A 22,607-nucleotide genomic window follows, 5' to 3' on the forward strand; every position below is an offset into this window, starting at 1 on the left:
GATTCCCTCTCCTATTTTGGAGAAGGTTAGGGAGAGGCTATTCAATGATGACCTTCAACAGTGGCCAGCTTTTCTTTTGAAAGCGAAAGCTGTGAAGCAATGTCAGCACGGGTAGGATTATCGTTCAGCACTTTTTCCAGGTCGCCGATGGATGCACGCAAGGCGTTAATACCCCTATTCTTGTCAAAAGCTTTAGTCGACTGGTCTAATTTAAAAACAGCGTATTCGCGGTAGGCTATGCCCCTGTTTTGGTAATATTTAAAATCTGCCGGCTCCAGTGCAATGGCTTTGGTAAAATCTACAATAGCGCCGAGCAAATACTTTTCCTTATCCTGAAAAGTAAGGCTGTTGTCCCTTCCCAGGTAAGTTTTGGCGCGTGCACGATAGTAGTAAGCTGTAGCATCGGCTGGTTTAACAGCAATTACCTTATTATAAGTAGAGATAGATTTTTTATAGCTGTTACTGTGGTAATAAGAATAACCCAGCATCCATAAAGCGTCGGCATTGGTAGAGTCAATAACGCATGCTTTTTCCAGCCGCTGTATGGCAACTTTAAAGTCCCCTTCCATTAAAGCCTGCTGACCAAGCTTTACATAGGCGTTCTGCGCATACGACGCATGAGCAGAAGCTATTGCGATTCCAAGAAATAAAACCTGTAACCTCATCGGAAGGACTAATATGTAACAATACAATGTAACATACAAATAACTGTTAACATTATATTTTATTATGACGTACTACAATTATTTTCCTAATCTGTTCAAAAACCTTGCCGCACCAAATATAAGCATGCTGACGTTTTTTCATAACCCTTACGTAACCTGTCATCTCTTTGTAACAGTAAATTAAAGAATAAGTTAAACAGTATCAGTATTTTCGCTATATGGTCACGGTTATGTTTTGGTTTGTCGTATCTTGGCACATCTCTTGAACTTATTGCAGCTACAACAGTTTAGTTATACAAAAGACTGTTCTGATAAGGTTTTAGGCAACTAAGACTGACAACTTGACGTTATTTAAAAATAGAAAGGGTGCTTAATGAGCTATGATCCGTTTGACTTTAAGAGTGCATTACCGGTAATCAACGAAGATTCTGAGTTTTTTCCGTTAATGTCATCTGAGGATGAAGAGGAAATGAACAATGAGCAGGTACCCGAGGTTTTAGCTATACTTCCGCTTCGTAATACTGTACTTTTTCCCGGCGTTGTAATTCCCATTACCGTTGGCAGAGATAAATCAATTAAACTGATACGAGACGCGAACAAAGGTGAGCGAATTATCGGGGTGGTTGCGCAACAAGATGTGGGTATAGAAGACCCCGCTTTCGACCAGTTACATACGGTTGGTACTACCGCACTCATTGTAAAAATGCTGCAAATGCCCGATGGTAATACCACGGTTATTTTGCAAGGTAAAAGAAGATTTACTTTAAAAGAAGAAATACAAAGCGAGCCTTATCTTAAGGCCGTTGTCGAGCCTTTCCAGGAGGTTAAACCCCGGGAAGACCAGGAATTTAAAGCCATGGTATCGTCTATCAAAGACATGGCCATGAGCATTGTTCAGCTTTCGCCGAACATCCCGACCGAGGCGGGTATTGCGATTAAAAATATCGAAAGCACTTCATTCCTGATCAACTTCATATCGTCTAATATGAATGCCGATATGTCTGTAAAGCAACGCATGCTGGAGAACGGCAACCTGCGCGAACGCGCTAAAATGGTACTGGAACATCTCACGACCGAGTTGCAAATGCTGGAGCTGAAAAACCAGATCCAAACCAAAGTGCGGACAGACCTGGATAAGCAGCAGCGCGATTATTTCCTGAGCCAGCAGTTGAAAACCATACAGGAAGAGCTGGGCGGCAACACGCCAGACCTGGAAATGGAAAACCTGCGCAACCGCGGCAAGAAAAAGAAATGGGCGAAAGAGGTTGCAGATCATTTTAACAAAGAGCTGGATAAGCTAAGCCGCATTAACCCCGCAGCAGCAGATTATTCAGTCCAGATCAACTATTTGGAGTTGTTGCTTGATTTGCCTTGGAACGAATTTACCAAAGATAATTTCGACCTGAAACGGGCACAAAAGATACTTGATAAAGACCACTTCGGCCTCGACAAAGTAAAGCAGCGTATTATAGAATACCTGGCTGTACTGAAGCTGAAGCATAATATGAAAGCCCCTATCCTTTGCCTGGTCGGCCCTCCGGGGGTAGGTAAAACTTCACTTGGAAAATCCATCGCCAAAGCTTTAGGGCGCAAATATGTACGTATGGCCTTAGGTGGCTTGCGTGACGAAGCGGAAATTCGCGGTCACCGTAAAACCTATATCGGTGCAATGCCGGGCCGGGTGATCCAATCTATCAAAAAAGCAGGCGCGGCAAACCCGGTTTTTATTCTTGACGAGATTGATAAAGTGGGTAACGATTTCCGTGGCGACCCCTCTTCAGCCCTGCTCGAAGTGTTAGACCCGGAACAGAACGCTACGTTTTACGATAACTACGTTGAACTGGATTTCGACCTTTCTAACGTAATGTTCATTGCTACGGCAAATTCGCTTAGCTCGGTACAACCTGCCCTGCTGGACAGGATGGAGATCATTGAGGTGAACGGCTACACCATTGAAGAAAAGATAGAAATTGCACGGCAGCACCTGTTACCTAAACAGCGCGAAGCGCATGGCGTAAAAACCAAAGAGGTAATACTGAAAAACGATGTTATTGAAAAGGTGATAGAACAGTATACCCGCGAGTCCGGTGTACGTGCCCTGGATAAAAAAATCGGTTCGGTGGTACGCGGCGTGGCTAAAAACATCGCCATGGAAGAACCTTACAGCCCTACAGTAAGCAAGGCGGAAGTGGAGAAAATCCTCGGCGCACCAATTTTCGATAAAGACCTTTACGAAGGTAACGAGTTTGCCGGTGTGGTAACAGGTTTAGCATGGACACAAGTAGGCGGAGATATTTTATTTATCGAAGCGAGCTTAAGCCCCGGCAAAGGGCGCTTAACCTTAACCGGCAGCCTGGGCGATGTGATGAAGGAATCGGCAACCATTGCATTGGCATATTTACGCGCCCATGCAGGAATGTTTAATATCGATCAGCGCTTGTTTGACCAGTGGGACGTACACATCCACGTTCCGGCAGGTGCTACGCCAAAAGACGGTCCTTCTGCAGGAATCACTATGCTTACCGCCCTTACTTCGGCATTTACACAGCGCAGGGTTAAACCGAACCTGGCCATGACAGGCGAGATCACGCTCCGCGGACGCGTACTTCCGGTAGGTGGCATCAAGGAAAAGATCCTGGCAGCTAAACGTGCGGATATCAAAGAGATCATTCTTTGCAAGTCCAACCAAAAGGATATTCTGGATATTAAGGAAGATTACATTAAGGATATGAAATTCCATTATGTAACGCAGATGCGCGAAGTGATAGACCTGGCCCTGCTTCAGGAAAAGGTTACTGAGCCTCTGGATCTTACGGTAAAGGAAGACTTTAAACCGGTAATGAATTAACTCATAAGATTTAACACTTTAAAAGCCTCGTTTTTAACGGGGCTTTTTCTATTTTTAGCGGTTGTATGATATCCTTTTCCAACCCTGAATGAAACGTACATTACCCCTTTTAATATTTGTTCTTTTAATTGCTATTGCTGCTAAAGCGCAGTACCGCCATCAGGAAGTAGGCCTGCAAACAGACAATGATTCTTACCTGGCGCAGGGATCAGACCGGTATTACACCAACGGGATATTTATTTATTACCGCCGCGCTTTACCTTTTGACGAAGATGGAAAAATTGCTAACCGTGTACTTGGCTTCGAGGCAGGGCAGAAAATGTTCAACCCGCAATCCGGCTCCATCAACGTAAATGGCGTTGCTGATCCGGGTTATATCGACAGGCCGTTTGCGGGCTATTTGTATTTGGGTGCCAACTATAATGTGTTGTACAAAAAGCAAAGTAATTTTAAGGTTGGTCTTCAATTAGGGGTGGTTGGTCCGCGTGCTTATGGCCGCCAGGCACAAAATCTCATCCATAAGGTATTTGGCTTTTACCCGCCGGATGGCTGGCAATACCAGATTAAAAATGCGCTGGTGATCAATGCTTCCGGCGAATACAACAAGATGCTGGCACGAGGTGGTAATTGGGTAGACGTTAGCTTCACTTCTTATGCCAACCTTGGTACCGGTTTTATTGGCGGCGGATTAGGCCCCATGCTTCGGTTGGGCCGCTTCAACAAGCTTTTTAATTCTGTAATTACCCAAAGCACGGTGATAGACCGCCCGGGCGTAAAAGCCAATGACCAGGAGTTTTTCTTCTATTATAAACCATTGGTGAACCTGCAGGTAAAAGATATTACTGTAGAGGGCAAAGGCGCAGTATACCCGGAAAGTATGCAGGTAGCAGGCAAACTAAATAAAGTAATGATCAGCAATCAACTGGGCGGCGCGTTTAATAGCGGCGACCGATGGACTGTTGATGCCAGCGTTATCTTCCATACCAAAGATGTGAAAGAAATGGTGCGGTCGCACCAATGGGGATCGGTAACGGTGATGTACCACTTCGATTAATAATCGAAGCCCTTACGGCGCGATTCTTTTTTTGCAGCGTGCTGCTTTTTCTGATCCAATCGTGCAGCCTTAGCAGCCCGGCTAACTTTTGTTGGCTTACGTACTTTAGGCTTCTCAAAGGCTTTAACAACAAGCGCGTACAACTTTTCTAAAGCAATCTGCCGGTTCAGTAACTGGCTGCGCTCTTCGTCGCAAACTACTTGTACCAAGCCATCTTTATTTAGCCTGGAAGCCAGCTTTTGCTTTAACAGCAGTCTCTGCTCTTCGTTAAACAGCGCAGAAGCTTCTATATCAAAATTAAGCTCTACCCTACTTGAAACCTTGTTTACATTTTGCCCGCCTTTACCCCCGCTGCGCGAAGCCTTAAAGCTTGTTTCCCTGGCGAGATCTTCTTTACTAAAATTCATTATAATAGATTACACTGTTTTATTTTAAGATTACACCGATGTGCAAAATAGGTAATCAGCAACAAAAATCGGTGCAATCATTAAAAAGGGATTGGTGTAATTATAAAAATCGACCAGTGTAAGCACAAATACTTAAATTTGCAATGTATGAGCAGTAACATTGTGGTAGCTATCGATGGCTATTCTTCTTGCGGAAAAAGTACCCTTGCAAAAGCATTAGCCAAACAACTTCACTTTATTTATGTCGATAGCGGCGCCATGTACCGGGCAGTAACGCTCTATCTGCTTAGAAAAAATATCGATCTGAAAGATCCGGCCGCTGTTGAAGCAGTGTTACCAGAGGTACATCTGAACTTCCATGCCCGCGACTACCAAACCCATATCCTGCTGAATGATGAAGAAGTGTCAGACGAAATCCGCCTGATGCCGGTATCAGAAAACGTAAGTGCGGTAGCGGCCATTCGCAGTGTACGGCACGAGATGGTGAAGCAGCAGCAACGCATGGGCCGTTCTAAAAACATTGTGATGGATGGCCGCGATATTGGCACTACCGTATTCCCAAACGCACAAGTGAAGCTGTTTATGACCGCCGATCCTAAAGTTCGCGCAGAACGCCGTTTTAAAGAGCTGCAACCCAATAATCCGGATATTACTTTAGAAGAAGTTTTCGAGAATTTAGCACATCGGGACTACCTTGACACTACACGCGCCGAAAGTCCGCTTATACGGGCCGAAGATGCCATTATATTAGATAATACCAACCTTACTCCGGAGCAGCAACTTCAGTTTGCCCTGGATAAGGTAGAACCTTTTTTAAAGGGGTAGTTTCAGCGGTACATCCGCGTCATCAAACTTTTGTGCTTTCACCCCGAAGTGATTCAGAAAATCCACGCCTTCATCGCTGGGTAAGCCTTTGTATTCTGCATAAGATTTACGGTAATACACCTGGGTAATGCCCGCAGAAAATATTAACCTGGCACATGGCAGGCAAGGCGACAAGGTGGTATACATGGTTGCCCCTTCTAACTTTGCGCCATTTTTAACGGCATAAAGAATGGCATTTTCTTCGGCATGTAAAGCTAAAGAACAACTTCCACGCGCATCCCTTGGGCAGCCTGTTTCGGGCCACTCCTCGTCGCAGTTGTGTGTACCTGCGGGCGGGCCATTATAGCCGATGGAAATAATGCGGGTATCCTTCGCTAAAACGGCACCGACCTGCGCCTTAACGCAGTGACTGCGTTGGGCCAGGTCGGTTGCCAGATTCATAAAAATATGATCGAAACTTGGTTTCATCTTTTATTAGTCATTATCGCTGCCGCTGGTCATCGGTCATTAGTCATTGACACTATTGGGTATTTTTTCATACTTACTATTAACGAATGACTAATGACAATTGACCAATGACAAAATCTTAGTGCCCTGCGCCAGCTTCGATATGGTCGATATCGATACCTTGTTTGCGCAGTTCTGCACCCGCTTTCCAGGCAAAGAATGCCAGGTAAGCAAAGCCCAAAACAGGCACAATGTAAGAGAAGTGGATACCGCTCATACCTGGGACAATGTTGTTGCTGCCGTCAGCCAAGATACCCTGCACCGGTGGAATGATAGAACCACCCAGGATCATCATGATCAGCAAAGAAGCGCCCTGGCTAGAATATTTACCTAAGCCTGCTAACGCTAATGCGAAAATAGAAGGCCACATAATTGAACAGCACAGACCACCGCTTACAAAAGCATAAGTTGCAACAATGCCATTGGTAAATAAACCGATCAGCATGAAGGCTACACCCAATAAACCGAAGATCAGCAGCGTGCGGATCGGCTTTTCTTTACCCAGGAAGAAACCTACAATCAGGAATACCACACAAACACCGTAAGGCGCTATTTTAGAAATATCGGCATTACTGATCACGTTTGCACCAAGTACAACCGCGAAAGCGATAAAAGGTACAATTACCGTCATGACCGTACGGGTTGTTTTAGACATATTGAAAACGCCCAGTGCACCGGTCCAGCGGCCGATCATTAAACTGCCCCAGTATAAAGAGATATACGGAGCCAGACCAGCTTCGGGAATGCTACCGAAGGCGGGTGTTCTTAACAATGACCCGAAATTACTTTGGATGGTTACCTCTGTACCTACATAGGTAAAGATAGCCAGCATACCTAAGATCAGTTGCGGGTAACGCATAGCACCCCAACCTTCTTTTTGCTTAGTTGCTTTAGAAGATGCAAAGATGAGCGTGAATATAATAATGAATAAAGCGCCATATACGAAATAAGCGTTTGACAAGCCAGTGGCGTTAGCCAACGGCGTAGCGCCTAAAATAAGACAGAACGCAATGAATACGACAAACAACGGAAGATTCGCCTTTGTGCTTTGCTCAATCTGCTCATCGCTGGTTACTTTAGGCAGTTTGGTGATCCAGAAGAAAATTGCCAGCGCAAGGAACAAGCCTGCAAGGATCCAGTAAAGCATATTCACAGAAGAAATAGACACGGTTTTACCCGCATCTGAACCCGCTGCTGAACCAAATAACAGGAAGCTTACCACTACCGGGCCTAAAATACTACCGAAGTTGTTTACCCCACCTGCAAGGTTAAGGCGTGTTGCACCGGTTTCGGGCGGGCCCAAAGCTACAATGAATGGGTTTACCGCTGTTTGCTGTAACGAGAAGCCTATTGCAATGATGAAGAAAGCGCCTAAGATGAATCCAAACACACCTGCATTTATTGCAGGAACCATTAACAGTGCGCCTGCAGTCGAGATTAATAATCCGTACACAATGGCATTTTTATAGCCGAGCTTATTTAAAATATCTACACGGGTAATTTGTGAAGCGAAATAAAGTACAAGAGAGCCAATAAAATAACCACCGTAAAAAGTAAAGTCGATTAATTGAGACTCGAATTGGGTAAGATTGAAGTGAGTTTTACAGAAGGGGATGAACACACCGTTTGAAGCGGCGGAAAAGCCCCAGAAGAACCACACGGTTATAAGAGAGTATAAGGCCGAGCGATTACTAGCGTTGTTTTGTTCCATTAGATGATTAGTTGGTGTTTTTGGGACACTAACATAGTTCAATTTTTTAAATTCTTAACGGATTTTGAAAAATAAATGACGCCATGTGCTTAGTTTCTTTGTTAAATGTATAAAATTGCACCGTTGAAAAACGGATACGTTAAACAGCATTAATGATAGAAGCGGTATTCTCGGGAATAGGTATCGGGTTAGTATTAACCTTTCTTACCGGCCCTGTTTTTTTTGCTTTAATTAAAACCAGTATCGAGAAAGGGTTTCACGCAGGTGCCGCTTTGGCGCTGGGTGTGGTCAGCAGCGATGTGGTTTTTGTAGGCGCTATTTTATTCGGATCGCAAATGTTCGATCTTTCGCAGCAGGCTAAGATTTGGCTCGGCATTACCGGGGCAGTTATCCTGTTCTGTATTGGCGTATACTACCTCTTAAAAAAGCCCGAAATAGATTATGATACCCATGAACCGGCAAGCGTTAACCGTGCGGGCTACTTCTTAAAGGGTTTCCTGATGTGCATATTCAACCCTACCCTGCTGTTCCATTGGGTTACGGTAATTGGCACTGCCAGTACTATTTATCATCTGGGCGTACCACACCGCCAGCTGAAGATTGCCATTATGTTCCTTACCATCCTGATCATACAGTTTGGCATGGACGTTACCAAGGCCTTTTATGCCAATAAACTAAGGGATAAAATATCAGAGCGGCTGATCCACCGGTTGAATTACGTGGCAGGTGCCGCGCTGATCATCGCCGCACTGATTATCACAGACAAGCTGGTAACCCATATCATCTTCTCGCCTATCGTCGCCAGTAATAACTAATCTGATCAGCAGATTTCACTTCAAGCATTCAGCAAATAAAAAAAGGACAAAGAATTCGGGAACGTTAATTCCTATTCTTTGTCCTGTATGATTTAATGAATAAGGGAACGGGGATTTCCTTCGTATCCTCTCCCTTAGTCCTTATAGCTAAAAATTACATGTATGCCCGCTGGTTCTTACCTTCCATCCAATTTACAAAGGCGCGGTTAACCACCTTATTACCGCCCGGGGTTGGGTAATCGCCAGAGAAGTACCAGTCGCCCAGGTGTTCAGGGCAAGCTTTATGCAGGTTGTCCAACGTTTGATAGATCACTTTTACCTCTGCCTTGGTTTCTTTTGGCGTGATGATCTTAGCAATACGGTCTGATATCTCCTGATCGGTAAAAGGCTCATAGATGGCTTTAACATAGTTCTCTACCTGTTCCTTTGGTACGTTAACGCTGTCCTTACATTTCTTATAAACCTCCAGGATCAGGTCTTCGCGGTCGCTTTCTTTCAGCAAACTAATGGCAGCTTCAAAAGCTACAAACTCACCCATGCGCGACATATCGATACCATAGCAATCCGGGTAACGGATCTGCGGTGCAGAAGAAACGATCACGATCTTCTTCGGACCAAGACGGTCGAGGATTTTCAGGATGCTTTGCTTCAACGTGGTACCACGCACAATAGAATCGTCCAAAACAACCAGCGTATCTGTATCGTTCTTGATCAGGCCGTAAGTGGTATCGTAAACATGCGCTACCATTTCGCCACGGTCTGCATCCTGGGTAATAAAAGTACGCAGCTTTACGTCTTTAATAGCAATCTTTTCTACCCGAGGCGCCATTTGCAGTACTTCCTGCAACTCTTCATCGGTGATTTTATCGTCCCGGTTAAGCAGGCGGTCGCGCTGATACTGTTTCACATATTTGTTCACCCCTTCTACCATACCATAGAAAGCAATCTCGGCAGTATTCGGGATGTATGACCATACGGTGTTTTTCAGATCGTGGTTCACTTCTTCCAGCAACATCGGCGTTAGTAAACGGCCAAGCTGTTTACGTTCGCGATAGATAGAGGCATCACTTCCGCGGGAGAAATAAATGCGCTCGAACGAGCATGATTTTTTCTCTTTAGGTTCGCTGAACTGATCTTCTGTAACCTTACCATTCTTTTTAATGATCAGCGCATGGCCTGGTTTAATCTCTTTAATTTCCTCTAACGGAATATTAAAGGCCGTCTGGATAGCAGGCCGCTCAGAAGCTGCAATTACAATTTCATCATTATAATAGCAGAAAGCGGGGCGGATACCGGCAGGGTCGCGCATGATGAACGCATCGCCATGACCGAGTATACCTGCAATGGTATAACCACCATCCCACTTATTGGCAGATTTTCTTAAAATTTTAGCCACATCCATATTATCGGCAATCATTTTACTGATCGCGATATTGTCATCCGTGCCTTCGCGCTTAAACTGGTCGAACAAGCCTTGTACTTCAGTATCCAGGAAGTGACCGATCTTTTCAAGCACCGTAACGGTGTCTGCTTTTTCTTTCGGATGCTGCCCCAACTCGTATAATTGCTGTAGTAACTCGTCCACGTTAGTCATGTTAAAATTACCTGCAATAACCAGGTTACGGGTCATCCAGTTGTTCTGACGCAGGAACGGGTGGCAGCTTTCAATACTGTTCTTACCATGTGTGCCGTACCGCAGGTGACCTAAAAGAACTTCGCCGGTAAAGCTCATGTTCTCCTTCAGCCAGTCGGCGTCTTTCAACTTCTCCGGAAAATCCCGCTCTACCTCTGCAAATTTTTTCTGGATGTATTCGAAAATGTCAGCAACAGCATTGGAGGCCATCGACCGGTGACGGCTGATGTACCTTTTGCCGGGATCGACATCCAGCTTAATGGTGGCAACACCCGCGCCATCCTGGCCGCGGTTATGCTGTTTTTCCATTAATAAATATAATTTGTTGAGGCCGTAGAGGGCAGTACCGTATTTCTTCTGGTAGTAGGATAACGGCTTTAATAAGCGAATGAAGGCAACGCCACACTCGTGTTTTATCTGATCGCTCATGATTGGAAATGAGACCGCAAAATTAAGACTTTAAAATAAAGTTACACCCTCTGATTTGTCATTTTAAAGCATAAAAACTTAGTGTATTGTTAACACAATATTATCTACCCGAAACGTCGTTAACAATAGCATAAAAAAACCCGCCTTCAAAAGTGAAAGACGGGTTTGGGAACATATATTTATTAGATATTAGGGCAACACTATAATTTCTCTCCGTGCTGGCTGATGTCAAGCCCTACAGCTTCTTCATCAACTGATACTCTTAACGGAGAAATAAGGTCGGTTATTTTAAGCAGTAGGAAAGAACCTGCAAAGGCAAAAATGGATACACCAATTAGAGCGCCTAATTGTACTAAAAATAAATGAGTTTCGCCAAAAAATAATCCATTACTTGTTACTACCGGGTTAATATTTTTATGTGCGAACACACCTGTAAGCAACATACCTACCATACCGCCCACACCGTGGCAAGGGAATACGTCCAAAGTATCGTCAATAGAAGTACGGGTACGCCATTCCACTACCAGGTTACTAACCACTGCAGAAATAATACCGATGGCAAGTGAATGCGGTATAGAAACAAAACCGGCAGCAGGCGTAATGGCAACAAGACCAACAACTGCGCCGATACAGGTACCCATGGCAGAAGGTTTACGTCCGCGAAGCATATCAAAGAATACCCAGCTTAAACCAGCTGCAGAGGCAGCCGAAGTGGTAGTTGCCAGTGCAGTTGCCGCTAAGGCAGAAGCGCCCAAGGCAGAACCTGCATTGAACCCGAACCAACCGAACCATAATAGCCCAGTACCGATAATTACATAAGTAATACGTGCCGGTGAATGGCTTGCTTCCGAACGTCGTTTCAGGAATATAGCAGACGCCAATGCAGCCCATCCGGCCGACATATGCACAACCGTACCGCCTGCAAAATCCAATACACCCAACTTAGCCAAAAAGCCATCCGGGTGCCAGGTGCAATGTGCCAACGGCGAGTAAATAAAGATGGCGAACAGCACCAGGAATACCAGGTACGAGTTAAAACGGATCCGCTCGGCGAATGCACCGGTGATCAACGCCGGAGTAATAATGGCAAATTTTAGCTGGTACATCGCAAACAGTACCAAAGGGAAAGTTTTTGCACCAGGCCATACCGCATTACCCAGCATCCCCTGCATCATAAAGTAAGTGCCGGGATTACCAATTACACCGCCAATATCATTACCAAATGCAAGGCTGAAACCAAAAGTTACCCATAGCACGGTTACAATCACCATACAGATCAGGCTTTGCAGCATCGTAGAAATTACGTTCTTTTTATTCACCATACCGCCATAAAAGAAGGCAAGCCCCGGTGTCATGATCAACACCAGCGCGGTAGAAACCAGCATCCAGGCTATGTCCCCGGTATCAAACTTAGGTGTTTCGCCCGTGGTAACCGGTTCGATGGACGGGTGAATAAAGGAAAGTAACAGTACTACTACCAGTAATAAGAATGGAAGATAACGTTTCATGATTTGTCTACAAAGCCTATGGTTTAAAGTGGCTCTGAAAATACAAATAATTTTAATTTTCAGCAGGATTTACTGAAAATTTATATGATTTACGTCATGATTTATTATGATTAAAGCAAAAAGCTTAAAAAATCAGGGAAGATGCCTAATAAAATCACTAAAAAAGAAAGAATAATAATTATCGGTAATAAAGATGGAGCCGCACCTTCTTCTGTTTCCTCTATTACCTTCTCTGCTTTTTTGATAAACAGGTAAAGCGGAACTTTAATGTAGTAAAATAAAGAAACTACTGTAGTCAACGCGCCCGTAATCAGCAAAAGCAGCAACCAGATGGAGTGATTTTGCTGATAAATGGAATAAACTGAAGAAAAAACCAACAGTTTTCCGTTAAAACCAACGGTAGCCGGCAAACCAGTGAGTGAAATAAGCGAAATGGTAAAACAAACTGCCGCTACAGGGTACTTCAATCCCAGACCTCGGTAGGCCTCCAGGTCTTCCGCATTTGTTTCGTCACTGAAATAGGTGACGAGCATCAATGCGGCCAGGTTAGCAATGGCATAAGCAGCGATGTAAAACGTAAGCGATCTGATGCCTTGGGCCGTAAACGTGGTAACTGCCATCAGCAGGAAACCCGTATGACCAATACTGGAGTAGGCCAGCATACGTTTTATATTCTTCTGCCAGATGGCCGCAAAGTTCCCGACGATCATGCTTGCGATAGCGATAACGGATATCAGTACCCTGAAATCAATAGCGTGCCATCTCTCATATACCAGGAACGGGATCAGGAAATTGGTAAGCAGTGCAAACCCGGATGCTTTTGGTAATATAGACAGATAAGCAGTAACCGGTGTAGGAGCTCCCTGGTAAACATCCGGTGCCCAGAAATGCATCGGGGTGAAGGAAAGTTTAAAGCCCAATCCGGCAAGTGTCAACACAACAGCCAACCCAGCCAATACCGGATTAGCTGCAGCCAGCCCGGGCAGCATATTACTTCCAAGGTAATTAAGTGAGCCGCTAAGACTGTAGATCAAAGATATACCGTAGAGCATCACTGCCGATGACACCGCGCCAAAAAGCACGTATTTCAATCCGGCTTCGGCGCTGAACCCGCTCTCTGAGCGATAGGCAGCCAGCAGATAAGACGCTAACGAAACCATCTCTACAGACAAGAACAGCATCAGCAGATTGAAGGACATCGTCATCAGATGCAACCCTAGCAACGATGCCGTGATGATGGTATACAGGTCGCCCAAACCTTTTGGATGTTGCTCCAGCTTTCGGTCCAAACCGACATACAACGCCAGGAACACCGCAAAGAAATCAATAATCAGTTTGAACGATATTGCCGTCCGGGTTAAGATCAGGGTATTACCGAACAGCACTTTGGCCTCGCGTAAAACCAGGGCCACCTGCTGCAGATCGGTAAACAGTACCACCAGTAAACCGGCTGAAACCAATGAACGGCATAACCATGCTGATTGCTTTCCCGCAATAAGATCGGTCAGGAATACCAGCAGGAATAAACCTGACAGGCAAAGTTCAGGCACGAAAGACCGCAGGCTGGTCAGCACATCCTCCAATTGTCCGGGTATCAGCGGCAGCAACTCGTTCATGATCGTTATTTAATGAATTGCCTGGTAAAATCAACCAGCAACAAAACAGAGTCGTTTATTTTATTAAATACCAGTGAAGGCATTACACCCAGCAGCAATGCCATAAAGGCCAGCGGGATCAATGCAGAGCGTTCCCGCCAGTTAATGTCAGTAAGGCTTAACTTCCAGCTTTCGCCGCCCTTCAATAATGGGGTGCCAAAAAACATACGCTGCAAGGTCCAGAGAAAATAACCTGCGCCTAACAGAATACCCAAAGCACCGCAAGCTGCCATCCATTGCGGTAATAAGCCGTTGGTGTTGGCCGATTTAAATGCACCAGCCAATGAAAAAGCCTCGGCAACAAAAGCCGAAAAACCAGGTAAGCCTAACGAAGCAAAAAAGGCAATCACCACAAAAAGCGTGTAGGAGGGCATTAATGTCGCCAAGCCGCGGAAGTTGTAGATATCGCGGTCGTGAACGCGGGTGTAAACCACCCCTACCAGGAAGAACAACATGGACGACAAAAAGCCGTGGCTTACCATTTGCATAATCGCCCCGCTGATACCTTCTGCGGTAAAAGAAGCAATCCCCAACAACACAAAACCCATGTGCGATACGGACGAATAAGCAATCAAACGTTTCAGGTCGCGTTGGGCTAAGGCGTTAAGCGCCCCATAAAGAATAGAAATGACACCTAATAACCCTAACCAATAACTACTTTGCACGGCCGCGTCCGGAAATATCCCTGCACAAATACGGATGATCCCGTATCCGCCTATTTTAAGCAATACCCCGGCCAGCAAAATAGAAACCGGTGTAGGCGCTTCCACGTGGGCATCGGGTAACCAGGTATGCAGAGGCACAACCGGAACTTTAATGGCGAACGCGATGAACAACACTACAAAACCTACCATGCGGGCAGGCATACCTAAAATAGTCTGGTGGCTTAGCGCTGAAAATACCGAACCGGCGTCATAGTTAGCCGGGTTCATCATCTGGATGATGTTAAACGTATGATTACCGGTTACAGGGTCTTTTACCGACAGGTATAAACCAACCATCACCAGCAGCATAAATACCGAGCCGAACAGCGTATACAAAAAGAACTTGATAGAAGCGTATTCACGCCGCGGACCACCCCACATCCCGATCAGGAAATAAAGCGGCAAGAGCATCAGTTCGTAGAACAAGTAGAAAAGGAAGAAATCCAGCGCAGAGAATACGCCAAACACCGCCATATCCAATATCAGGAACAGGATGAAGTATCCTTTCAGATTCGTTTTGATCTCCCACGAAGCAATCACGGCCACAATCATCACCAGGGCCGACATTACCAGCAGTGTTACCGAAACCCCATCGATCCCTACGAAATAATCTATCTGCAAGTCGCCTACCCCACCCAGGTTCAGCCTAATCCAGGGTAACTTCTGGACAAACTGGAACTGATCTTCGTGTACGACACCTGCGTGTGTAGCCCCCGTTTTAAAATTAAGGTAGATCAGCACGCTTAACACCAACTGAATAACAGCCGTTAAAAGCGTTATATATTTAAAACTGCCACGCAGAGAAGAGGGCATCACAGCAATGACGAGCCCGGCGAGCAGTGGTATAAATATCAGTAGCGTAAGCAGGTTCATATCAATATTTTTAAAATAACCCAGGCAACAATAGCCACCACGGTAGTTAGCAAATAATACTGCACCCGGCCGGTTTGGAAGCTGCGGGCAAAATTACCAATCTGCCTTACCAATGCCACCACAAAGTGCAGGAAACCATCTACCACGTAGCGGTCAATCGCTGCGGATAGTTTAGCAACCCAAAGGATAATACGGTTAAAAAAATGGATCAACCCGTCGATCCCTTTTCTGTCAAAGGCAAAAAGCCCGGTACTGATTGCCAGCACTGGCTGCACAAAAACTTTCTGATAAGCCTCATTGAAATACCATTGATAGTATGAGAAAGCAAACAGCCAGTTGTTCTGCTTCAGTGGCAGCTTCTTATCCAGCACATAGACAGCATAAGCCCAGTAAATTACCAGTAAACTCAGAATATTCAGGGCGATAGGGATGATGGTATGATACGGGTTCATCCGTTCTAAAAAGTTAGATGGCAGGAAGCTTTTATAGATCCAGGCATGTTCATACAAAAACGGATTGAGCGAAAACACCGGGAACAGACAGCAGATGGCCAAAAAGATCATCGGCACGTTAAATTTCCAGGGGCCATCATGTACATGCAGCTTCAGCCCGGGATTAACTTCCGATAAACGGAACTTACCAAAGAAAACTTTAAACACAAGCCTTGCCACATAGAAAGCGGTTAGCCAGCTGGTAATTAAAGTTAGGATTGGTATAATTTTGAACACTCCCGCTTTGGTATCGCTCCACTCGAAAGCCTGGATCAGGATACCGTCTTTAGATAAATAACCGCTTGTAAACGGTAGCCCCACTAATGCCAGCCCTGCTATTACTGCGGTGATAAATGTTATTGGCATCTTTCTCCGCAGCCCCCCCATGTACAGGATATTCTGCGGATCGAAATCCAGCTTGTTTTCATCGCGGATGTGCTGCATCTCGTGGATCACTGCACCGGCAACCAAAAACAACAGGCATTTAAAAAAGGCGTGGGTAACCAAATGAAACAACGACGATGCGTACGCGCCTATCCCCATCGCCATTACCATAAACCCCAGTTGAGAGATGGTTGAAAACGCCAGGATACGCTTCAAATCGTTCTGAGTAATGGCAATACTGGCAGCCATAAATGCCGTAAAGCAACCGATAATCGCCAGCGCATCCAGCTCATGTACGCTAAACAGCGGATATACGCGGCCCAATAAAAATATACCGGCAGCCACCATCGTAGCTGCGTGGATCAAAGCTGAAACTGAGGTTGGCCCTTCCATCGCGTCCGGTAGCCAGGTATGCAAAGGAAATTGTGCAGACTTTGCCGCAACTGCCAGAAACAACCCTGCGCAGGCTAAGTACTGCCAAACCGCAGGAATGGTGCTTGTACCGTTTATCCAAAGCCCGTTAGTCAAAGTAGAATTTGCCACCAGGCCGTCTGCACTAAAAAGCGCATTCAGATCGAAAGTATGGTACTGGCTGAACAAAACCATAATGGCAATGAGCAGGCCGACATCACCTATACGGTTCATGATAAAAGCTTTTTTATTGGCTTGAACGGCTTTATCGCGTGTGAACCAGAAACCAATGAGCAGGTAAGATGAAAAACCTACCAGTTCCCAAAAGGCATAGAACAGCACCAGGTTATCTACCACTACCAGCGCCAGCATGCTAAAACAAAAGAAACTGAGATAAGTGAAATACCGGCTGAAGCCTTCGTCGTGGCTCATGTAAGCCATGGAATAAATATGCACCGGCAGGGCAATTACATTCACCAGTAACAGTAACAGCACCGACAGGTTATTGAGCAGGATACCGGCATTAACCGCGGTACCGCCAATAGTAAACCAGGGGATAGTTGCATGAATCAGCGGCGCGTTCCATTGTTGTTTAAACACAATAGCAGCAAAAACGGTAGTTGCGCCAATAGCGATTGTACTGATCCAGCCTGCGGCTTTACCTTTCTTCAAAAAAAAGTTCACAGCAAAAGCTAATACCGGCAGTACCACAGCAGTTAATGCGTAGTAGCAGGTAGTTAATTGCTGATATGGTAAAGTTTGCGCCAAATTTTAACCTTTCAATTTATCCACCTTATTAGGGTCGATTGTTTTATATCGACGATACACATTTAAAATGATGGCCAGGGCCACCGCGGTTGTAGCCGCTGCCAGCACAATGGCAAACAAGGCAAATAGCTGCCCTCCGTTCGCCGCTTTATCGAACTTGCCGAAAGCCACTAAATTGAGTATCCCGGCATTTAGCATCAGCTCGATGCCGATGAGTATCTGGATGGCGTTGCGTTTAGTCAATGCTACATACAACCCAATGCAGAACAAACATGCGCCAACCAACAGGTAATGTGTTAACGAGATCACGCCCCGGCCTCCTTTCTCGAAAGGTGAGCCGCCCCAGCCAAGGCCATTAATAGTAAAATAGAAATTACTTCAAAGGGCAGCAGGTAACGGGTCATCAGGTTAATGCCGATGTTTTCCGTCATGGTGTTTTCAGCCTTGATCACATCGTTGTTATGAACCGCCTGTTTTATCCATGGCAAAGCATCGGCATTGGTATTCATAAAGAGATTGAACAGTACGATCAGCAATAATGCGCAGATCAGGAAAGCAGGTAAATTCGCTAACTTCCAGAGACGTTTAGGTTGATGCTGCATGGCTTCCAGCGTTTCCCGTCCGGAAAGCATAAAGACAAACAGGATCAGTACTAAAATCCCCCCAACATAGATCACTATCTGCGTAACGGCTACAAAATCTGCCAAGGCAAGCACATATAACCCGGCAAGGGCAAACAGCGTTACAAAGAACATAAAAACAGAACGCACCAGGTTATTGCTGGCTGCAACGTAAACAGCGGACGCCAGTGCAATAAAACTCATCAGGCCAAATAATATTTGTGCTGCGCTCATTGCTCGTTCTTCTTTTGCATTGCTGCCAGTTTAGCCGCCTGCTTTTCGGCCTGCTGTTTTTCAAGCAGTGCACGTTTCTCGGCAGCCTCTTCGGGTGTCATATCCGAAAACTGGTAGGTCAGGTTACTTAAATCGAATACCGTACGGTCGTACAGATTCGTCATGGTGATGCACTCTGTTGGGCATACTACGGTGCAAAGCCCGCAATACATACACTTCGCCATGTCGATATCAAACTTGGCGGCGTATAAACGTTTGGTGGTGCCATCTGATGTTTGGCCGATAGCTTCTGTTGCTTTGATGGCCTCAATGTCGATACAATCTACCGGGCAGATCTTGGCGCATAAGTCGCACACGATACAGTCATCTATCTCTACATCCAACTGGTAACGGCCAACTTCGGGAATGGGCAGTTTCTCTTTCGGGTATTCGATAGTGGCCGTACTGTTTTGCCGATCAAAGTAATTTTCTGATTTAATAGGAGTCAGGTCGCGCTTTTTTAGGGCAAAAAGGTGCTTTAGGGTAAGGCCCATGCCTACCCAAGCTGTTTGTAAACCTTTTATTGCACTATTAATTAATCCCATAACCTGTTACATCACCCATACCCGCCAAACGGCAGATATCAACATACAAATAAACGATAATGGTGTTAAAACCTTCCAACACAAATCAGTCAACTGATCTACGCGTAAACGCGGCAGCGTCCACCTGATCCAGATCTGTACCGCTACTAAGACCAGCGCTTTTAAAACTATCCAAAGTATGCCCCAGGCAGTACCGGTTGTCCAGTCGGCCAATGCAAAGCCGCCAATGTTTGGCAATGGGGTGTTCCAGGCACCAAGGAACAGGATAACCCCGATCATGGATACCAGGAACATCATGGAATACTCGGCCAGGAAAACCAGTCCGAAGCGCATCCCGGTATATTCTGTATGGAAGCCCGCTACTAACTCAGACTCTGCTTCCGGAATATCAAACGGCGCACGGTTACTTTCTGCCAGCGAGGCAATGAAATAAATCACAAAAGCCACCATCAGGTGCGGGGCCTGAAAAATATTCCAACTGAATAAACCGCCGATCTTCGTCACATCCCAAAAACCTAAAAATTTCATTCTGGAATGAAATAGCACGCCTTGCTGTAAGGCGACCTGCTGAAGATCTAATGAACCGGCAATCACCACGGCAGAGATCAGTGCAAAACCCGCAGGGATCTCATAAGAAATAATTTGTGCAACAGACCGGATAGCGCCAAGCACCGAAAACTTATTATTGGAGCCCCACCCGGCCATTAGTATGCCCAGTGTTTCAACCGATATGATGGCAAAAATATAGTATAACCCGATATTGATTTTAGAGGGTACCAGGCCTGGCCCCCAGGGCAAGGCAGCATAGCCCATATAAACTGCAATAAAAATTATTGCCGGCGCAGCGCCGTATAACCAACGGTCGACAGCGGTAGGGTTGATCACTTCTTTCTGAAGTAGCTTAAGAATATCTGCAAGGGTTTGTAAAGTGCCGTATTTACCTGTTTCATTAGGGCCGATGCGGTCTTGGATAAAAGCAGATACTTTACGTTCGGCGTAAACAGCAAACAGGGCAAACAGGGCAGCAAATGCAAACAGCCCGACAGCAATAACAATATATAAGATGTAATTTGCCAATTTTTAGTACAGACGGCAAATCTACTTATTTCTGCTTAAAGTTGACTAAGTAAGTAGTTTAATGTTCATTAAACCAAAGGCAGGAGTAATTAAGGTTAAGTAGATATTATTGTGAAACGATGTTCTTCTTTTTTGGCCGTCAAAAAAGAAGAACCAAGAAAAAACTCGTCGCTGGCACCGCGGCCTTTGTACTTGTTATGCTACTGCAGAGCCTGTGGTAACCGTCTGCGCTGGATGCGACACTCAAGAGCGCTTATGTTCTGTTCGTCACACTACAGTCTGTTTGAATTTTAACTGTGGCAACCAGTTTTTAAAAAAAATTCAGAATGGAAAAATTCAGGAGTAATAAGGACAGTCTTTCCACAACTCTCTAAAAATAAGAAGAAATTTTTAACTATCGCTACCCTTTCATCGCCACATGGTTTGCCTTTACTTCTTCGGGAAAGAACATGGCGGCAAGGTTGTCAAAATCGCTGGTATCATCTGTAGTGGTATAGAACCTACGCGTTGCATCTTTGCTTAAACGCGCTTCCATTTCCCGGTGACGGTTTAAATAATCCACCAGACTATCCGCTACAATATCCCCTTGTGAAACCACGGTAAAGTTCTCGGCCAGGTTGGCCTTTATCTTTTCGGCCAAAAGTGGGTAATGGGTACATGCCAATAATAAGGTGTCGATATCTTTACACTGCCCCATCAACTGGTCGAGGTATTCTTTAATGAAATAGTCTGCGCCCGGCTTTTCATGTTCACCGTTCTCTATCAAGGGTACCCATAACGGACAAGCCTGCTGATAAACTTTAACTTCCGGGGCGAACTTAACTATTTCCAATAAGTAAGAGCCTGAGTTTACCGTTCCTTTTGTACCCAGCACACCAATTTGTTTCGTATCAGAATAATTGCCGATCACTTCTGCAGTCGGTCTGATCACGCCCAAAACGCGCCTGTCCTGGTAACCGGCCTTTTCAAGGTCCTGCTGCTGAATGGTACGTAATGCGCGTGCCGAAGCTGTGTTACAAGCCAGGATCACCAGCGGGCAACCCTGTTGAAATAACCATTGCACACACTCCCAGGTATATTGATGGATGGTGTTGAATGAACGGCTGCCGTAAGGCGCACGGGCATTATCACCAAAGTAAATGTAATCGTATTGTGGAAGCGCTTTCAGGATGGAACTGAAGACGGTAAGTCCGCCGATGCCGGAGTCGAAAATACCGATGGGCTGATTGGTTATCACTATACAAAAATAAAAAAAGCGCGGCTGTTATCAGCCGCGCTTCGTTAATGTTTACGTCAAAATGTTATTTTAAACCTAATTTTAGTTTAACAGCAGCCATCAGGTCGTCTGCAGGCGGCGCAACAATAAGGTCTGTTTGTGTAGTATCTAACACATAAGTATAACCTTTTTCTTTAGCTACAGCAGAAATAGCGGTCCGTGCTTTGTCGATGATCGGCTTAGAAAGCTCGTTGCTTTTAGCCTGAACTTGCTGACTAGCGTTGTTCTGATAATCCTGCATTCGTTTTTGAATATCCTGCAATTCGGTTTCTTTAGCAGTACGGATAGCGTCTGTCATGGTTGCACGTTTTGCATCATAATCCTGAGCTTTGGTTTGCAGCTCGGTATTCATGGTTTGCAACTGATCCATAAATTGCTTCTGGTAAGCGTCGAGCTGGGTTTTAACAGTCTTAATTTCCGGCATTTGTTCCACCAGCTGATTAAAGTTGATGTAACCCATTTTGCTTTGTGCTTTTGCAAAATTACCCGCCAGCAACATACAACCCGCAACTAAAGCAACTCTCAATAGTTTTTTCATTTTCTGTTCTTTGTCTTTTATTTAATTTACTACGATTTTAGATAAAAATTATCACTTGGCAAAAACTCCGGGCTTTAATCCTAAGCGGGTAATCACATCGGCGCTTTTATCGTACCGTGGATTGGCATAAAGCATCATTACCTCGCTGTTTTTGTCAAATATCATGTCCAGGTTTTCGCTTTCTGCCAAAGCCTGTACAGCTTTAGCAACACGATCCTGAACGGGTTTAATCAATTCTGTACTACGTTTAGCCAGCTCGCCATCCGGCCCGAATTTAGAACGCTGGAAGTCTTTCGCTTCCTTTTCTTTCATCACAATTTCGCTCTCGCGTCTTTTACGCATATCTGCCGTCATCAGCACCTGGTCTGCCTGATACGCTTTGTACAGGCGGTCGATCTCCTGGAAACGATCATCTACCTGCCGTTGATACGTTTCTGACAACGTTTTTAACTGCGACTGAGCCGCTGCATATTCAGGTACATGCTTTAAGATGTACTCAGAGTCAACATAAGCAAAACGTTGTGCAAAAGCGCCGGCAATAGCCGTAAATGATATAAATAATGTTAAAATTAACTTCTTCATTATAAAAA

General features: G+C 45.2%; 20 protein-coding genes. 4 read left to right on the forward strand and 16 right to left on the reverse strand.

The genetic code is table 11. The annotated features are described in order from the left end of the window. Positions 1–41: 41 nt before the first annotated feature. The gene (locus MUY27_RS10440; RefSeq protein WP_245129965.1) at positions 42–665 is read right to left on the reverse strand and encodes a tetratricopeptide repeat protein; all 624 of its coding nucleotides are present in this window, start codon (positions 663–665) and stop codon (positions 42–44) included. Positions 666–1,038: 373 nt separating this feature from the next. Here MUY27_RS10440 and lon point away from each other — a divergent pair, with 373 nt between their 5' ends. Next, positions 1,039–3,513 carry an endopeptidase La gene (gene lon, locus MUY27_RS10445; protein ID WP_245129966.1) on the forward strand — a complete coding sequence of 825 codons (2,475 nt, stop codon included), beginning with the start codon at positions 1,039–1,041 and terminating at the stop codon, positions 3,511–3,513. A gap of 88 nt (positions 3,514–3,601) precedes the next feature. Next, positions 3,602–4,567, forward strand: a complete 966-nt coding sequence (locus tag MUY27_RS10450; protein ID WP_245129967.1) for a lipid A deacylase LpxR family protein — start codon at positions 3,602–3,604, stop codon at positions 4,565–4,567. On the opposite strand, the gene arfB is transcribed toward MUY27_RS10450, so the two are convergent. Then, on the reverse strand, positions 4,564–4,974 hold the full coding sequence (arfB, locus tag MUY27_RS10455; protein ID WP_245129968.1) for an alternative ribosome rescue aminoacyl-tRNA hydrolase ArfB: 411 nt from the start codon (positions 4,972–4,974) through the stop codon (positions 4,564–4,566). The two genes, MUY27_RS10450 and arfB, sit on opposite strands and share 4 nt — an antisense overlap. 147 nt (positions 4,975–5,121) lie before the next feature. On the opposite strand from arfB, the gene cmk reads away from it, so the two are divergent. Beyond that, positions 5,122–5,799 (forward strand): (d)CMP kinase, encoded by a 678-nt coding sequence (gene cmk, locus MUY27_RS10460; RefSeq protein ID WP_245129969.1) that lies wholly within the window; start codon positions 5,122–5,124, stop codon positions 5,797–5,799. Here cmk and MUY27_RS10465 read toward each other — a convergent pair. Both MUY27_RS10465 and MUY27_RS10470 read right to left on the reverse strand, forming a co-directional pair. Continuing rightward, complete coding sequence (locus MUY27_RS10465) at positions 5,788–6,267, reverse strand: deoxycytidylate deaminase (protein WP_338042662.1); 480 nt, start codon at positions 6,265–6,267, stop codon at positions 5,788–5,790. The two genes, cmk and MUY27_RS10465, sit on opposite strands and share 12 nt — an antisense overlap. A gap of 118 nt (positions 6,268–6,385) precedes the next feature. Further along, positions 6,386–8,017 (reverse strand): MFS transporter, encoded by a 1,632-nt coding sequence (locus MUY27_RS10470; RefSeq protein WP_245129971.1) that lies wholly within the window; start codon positions 8,015–8,017, stop codon positions 6,386–6,388. A gap of 152 nt (positions 8,018–8,169) precedes the next feature. Here MUY27_RS10470 and MUY27_RS10475 point away from each other — a divergent pair, with 152 nt between their 5' ends. Beyond that, positions 8,170–8,832 carry a LysE family translocator gene (locus MUY27_RS10475; protein ID WP_245129972.1) on the forward strand — a complete coding sequence of 221 codons (663 nt, stop codon included), beginning with the start codon at positions 8,170–8,172 and terminating at the stop codon, positions 8,830–8,832. Positions 8,833–8,986: 154 nt separating this feature from the next. Here the strand turns inward: MUY27_RS10475 and MUY27_RS10480 are convergent, their stop codons facing one another. The 12 genes from MUY27_RS10480 to MUY27_RS10535 form a co-directional block, all read right to left on the reverse strand. Further along, positions 8,987–10,894, reverse strand: a complete 1,908-nt coding sequence (locus MUY27_RS10480) for an amidophosphoribosyltransferase (protein ID WP_245129973.1) — start codon at positions 10,892–10,894, stop codon at positions 8,987–8,989. A 200-nt stretch (positions 10,895–11,094) separates the two neighbouring features. Next, positions 11,095–12,402, reverse strand: coding sequence for an ammonium transporter (locus MUY27_RS10485; RefSeq protein ID WP_245129974.1), 1,308 nt, complete (start codon positions 12,400–12,402; stop codon positions 11,095–11,097). A 110-nt stretch (positions 12,403–12,512) separates the two neighbouring features. Continuing rightward, the gene (locus MUY27_RS10490) at positions 12,513–14,018 is read right to left on the reverse strand and encodes an NADH-quinone oxidoreductase subunit N (protein ID WP_245129975.1); all 1,506 of its coding nucleotides are present in this window, start codon (positions 14,016–14,018) and stop codon (positions 12,513–12,515) included. A gap of 5 nt (positions 14,019–14,023) precedes the next feature. Then, on the reverse strand, positions 14,024–15,634 hold the full coding sequence (locus MUY27_RS10495) for a complex I subunit 4 family protein (RefSeq protein WP_245129976.1): 1,611 nt from the start codon (positions 15,632–15,634) through the stop codon (positions 14,024–14,026). Beyond that, entirely contained in the window at positions 15,631–17,688 is a 2,058-nt protein-coding gene (locus MUY27_RS10500) for an NADH-quinone oxidoreductase subunit 5 family protein (RefSeq protein ID WP_245129977.1), read from the reverse strand. Before MUY27_RS10500 ends, MUY27_RS10495 begins: the two co-directional genes overlap by 4 nt. A 3-nt stretch (positions 17,689–17,691) precedes the next feature. Further along, entirely contained in the window at positions 17,692–17,997 is a 306-nt protein-coding gene (gene nuoK, locus MUY27_RS10505; RefSeq protein WP_338042663.1) for an NADH-quinone oxidoreductase subunit NuoK, read from the reverse strand. Then, a complete protein-coding gene (locus MUY27_RS10510; RefSeq protein ID WP_245129978.1) occupies positions 17,994–18,542 on the reverse strand; it encodes an NADH-quinone oxidoreductase subunit J family protein in 549 nt (182 codons plus the stop codon). The genes nuoK and MUY27_RS10510 overlap by 4 nt, the downstream gene beginning before the upstream one ends. Then, positions 18,539–19,126: a NuoI/complex I 23 kDa subunit family protein gene (locus tag MUY27_RS10515; protein WP_245129979.1), complete on the reverse strand. Its 588-nt coding sequence runs from the start codon at positions 19,124–19,126 to the stop codon at positions 18,539–18,541. Before MUY27_RS10515 ends, MUY27_RS10510 begins: the two co-directional genes overlap by 4 nt. A 6-nt stretch (positions 19,127–19,132) precedes the next feature. Further along, positions 19,133–20,203 carry a complex I subunit 1/NuoH family protein gene (locus MUY27_RS10520; protein WP_245129980.1) on the reverse strand — a complete coding sequence of 357 codons (1,071 nt, stop codon included), beginning with the start codon at positions 20,201–20,203 and terminating at the stop codon, positions 19,133–19,135. A 400-nt stretch (positions 20,204–20,603) separates the two neighbouring features. Then, a complete protein-coding gene (gene murI, locus MUY27_RS10525) occupies positions 20,604–21,440 on the reverse strand; it encodes a glutamate racemase (RefSeq protein WP_245129981.1) in 837 nt (278 codons plus the stop codon). A gap of 64 nt (positions 21,441–21,504) precedes the next feature. Next, positions 21,505–22,017: an OmpH/Skp family outer membrane protein gene (locus MUY27_RS10530; protein WP_245129982.1), complete on the reverse strand. Its 513-nt coding sequence runs from the start codon at positions 22,015–22,017 to the stop codon at positions 21,505–21,507. A 51-nt stretch (positions 22,018–22,068) separates the two neighbouring features. Beyond that, positions 22,069–22,599 carry an OmpH/Skp family outer membrane protein gene (locus MUY27_RS10535; RefSeq protein ID WP_245129983.1) on the reverse strand — a complete coding sequence of 177 codons (531 nt, stop codon included), beginning with the start codon at positions 22,597–22,599 and terminating at the stop codon, positions 22,069–22,071. Positions 22,600–22,607: the final 8 nt, after the last annotated feature.

It is taken from the genome of Mucilaginibacter straminoryzae, assembly GCF_022953055.1.
GTDB lineage: Bacteria > Bacteroidota > Bacteroidia > Sphingobacteriales > Sphingobacteriaceae > Mucilaginibacter > Mucilaginibacter straminoryzae.

Excerpts from the sequence above, each read along its gene's own strand:
- MUY27_RS10440 (WP_245129965.1), bottom strand. The coding sequence starts at position 665 with ATGAGGTTACAGGTTTTATTTCTTGGAATCGCAATAGCTTCTGCTCAT.
- lon (WP_245129966.1), top strand. The coding sequence starts at position 1,039 with ATGAGCTATGATCCGTTTGACTTTAAGAGTGCATTACCGGTAATCAAC.
- MUY27_RS10450 (WP_245129967.1), top strand. The coding sequence starts at position 3,602 with ATGAAACGTACATTACCCCTTTTAATATTTGTTCTTTTAATTGCTATT.
- arfB (WP_245129968.1), bottom strand. The coding sequence starts at position 4,974 with ATGAATTTTAGTAAAGAAGATCTCGCCAGGGAAACAAGCTTTAAGGCT.
- cmk (WP_245129969.1), top strand. The coding sequence starts at position 5,122 with ATGAGCAGTAACATTGTGGTAGCTATCGATGGCTATTCTTCTTGCGGA.
- MUY27_RS10465 (WP_338042662.1), bottom strand. The coding sequence starts at position 6,267 with ATGAAACCAAGTTTCGATCATATTTTTATGAATCTGGCAACCGACCTG.
- MUY27_RS10470 (WP_245129971.1), bottom strand. The coding sequence starts at position 8,017 with ATGGAACAAAACAACGCTAGTAATCGCTCGGCCTTATACTCTCTTATA.
- MUY27_RS10475 (WP_245129972.1), top strand. The coding sequence starts at position 8,170 with ATGATAGAAGCGGTATTCTCGGGAATAGGTATCGGGTTAGTATTAACC.
- MUY27_RS10480 (WP_245129973.1), bottom strand. The coding sequence starts at position 10,894 with ATGAGCGATCAGATAAAACACGAGTGTGGCGTTGCCTTCATTCGCTTA.
- MUY27_RS10485 (WP_245129974.1), bottom strand. The coding sequence starts at position 12,402 with ATGAAACGTTATCTTCCATTCTTATTACTGGTAGTAGTACTGTTACTT.
- MUY27_RS10490 (WP_245129975.1), bottom strand. The coding sequence starts at position 14,018 with ATGAACGAGTTGCTGCCGCTGATACCCGGACAATTGGAGGATGTGCTG.
- MUY27_RS10495 (WP_245129976.1), bottom strand. The coding sequence starts at position 15,634 with ATGAACCTGCTTACGCTACTGATATTTATACCACTGCTCGCCGGGCTC.
- MUY27_RS10510 (WP_245129978.1), bottom strand. The coding sequence starts at position 18,542 with ATGAGCGCAGCACAAATATTATTTGGCCTGATGAGTTTTATTGCACTG.
- MUY27_RS10515 (WP_245129979.1), bottom strand. The coding sequence starts at position 19,126 with ATGGGATTAATTAATAGTGCAATAAAAGGTTTACAAACAGCTTGGGTA.
- MUY27_RS10530 (WP_245129982.1), bottom strand. The coding sequence starts at position 22,017 with ATGAAAAAACTATTGAGAGTTGCTTTAGTTGCGGGTTGTATGTTGCTG.
- MUY27_RS10535 (WP_245129983.1), bottom strand. The coding sequence starts at position 22,599 with ATGAAGAAGTTAATTTTAACATTATTTATATCATTTACGGCTATTGCC.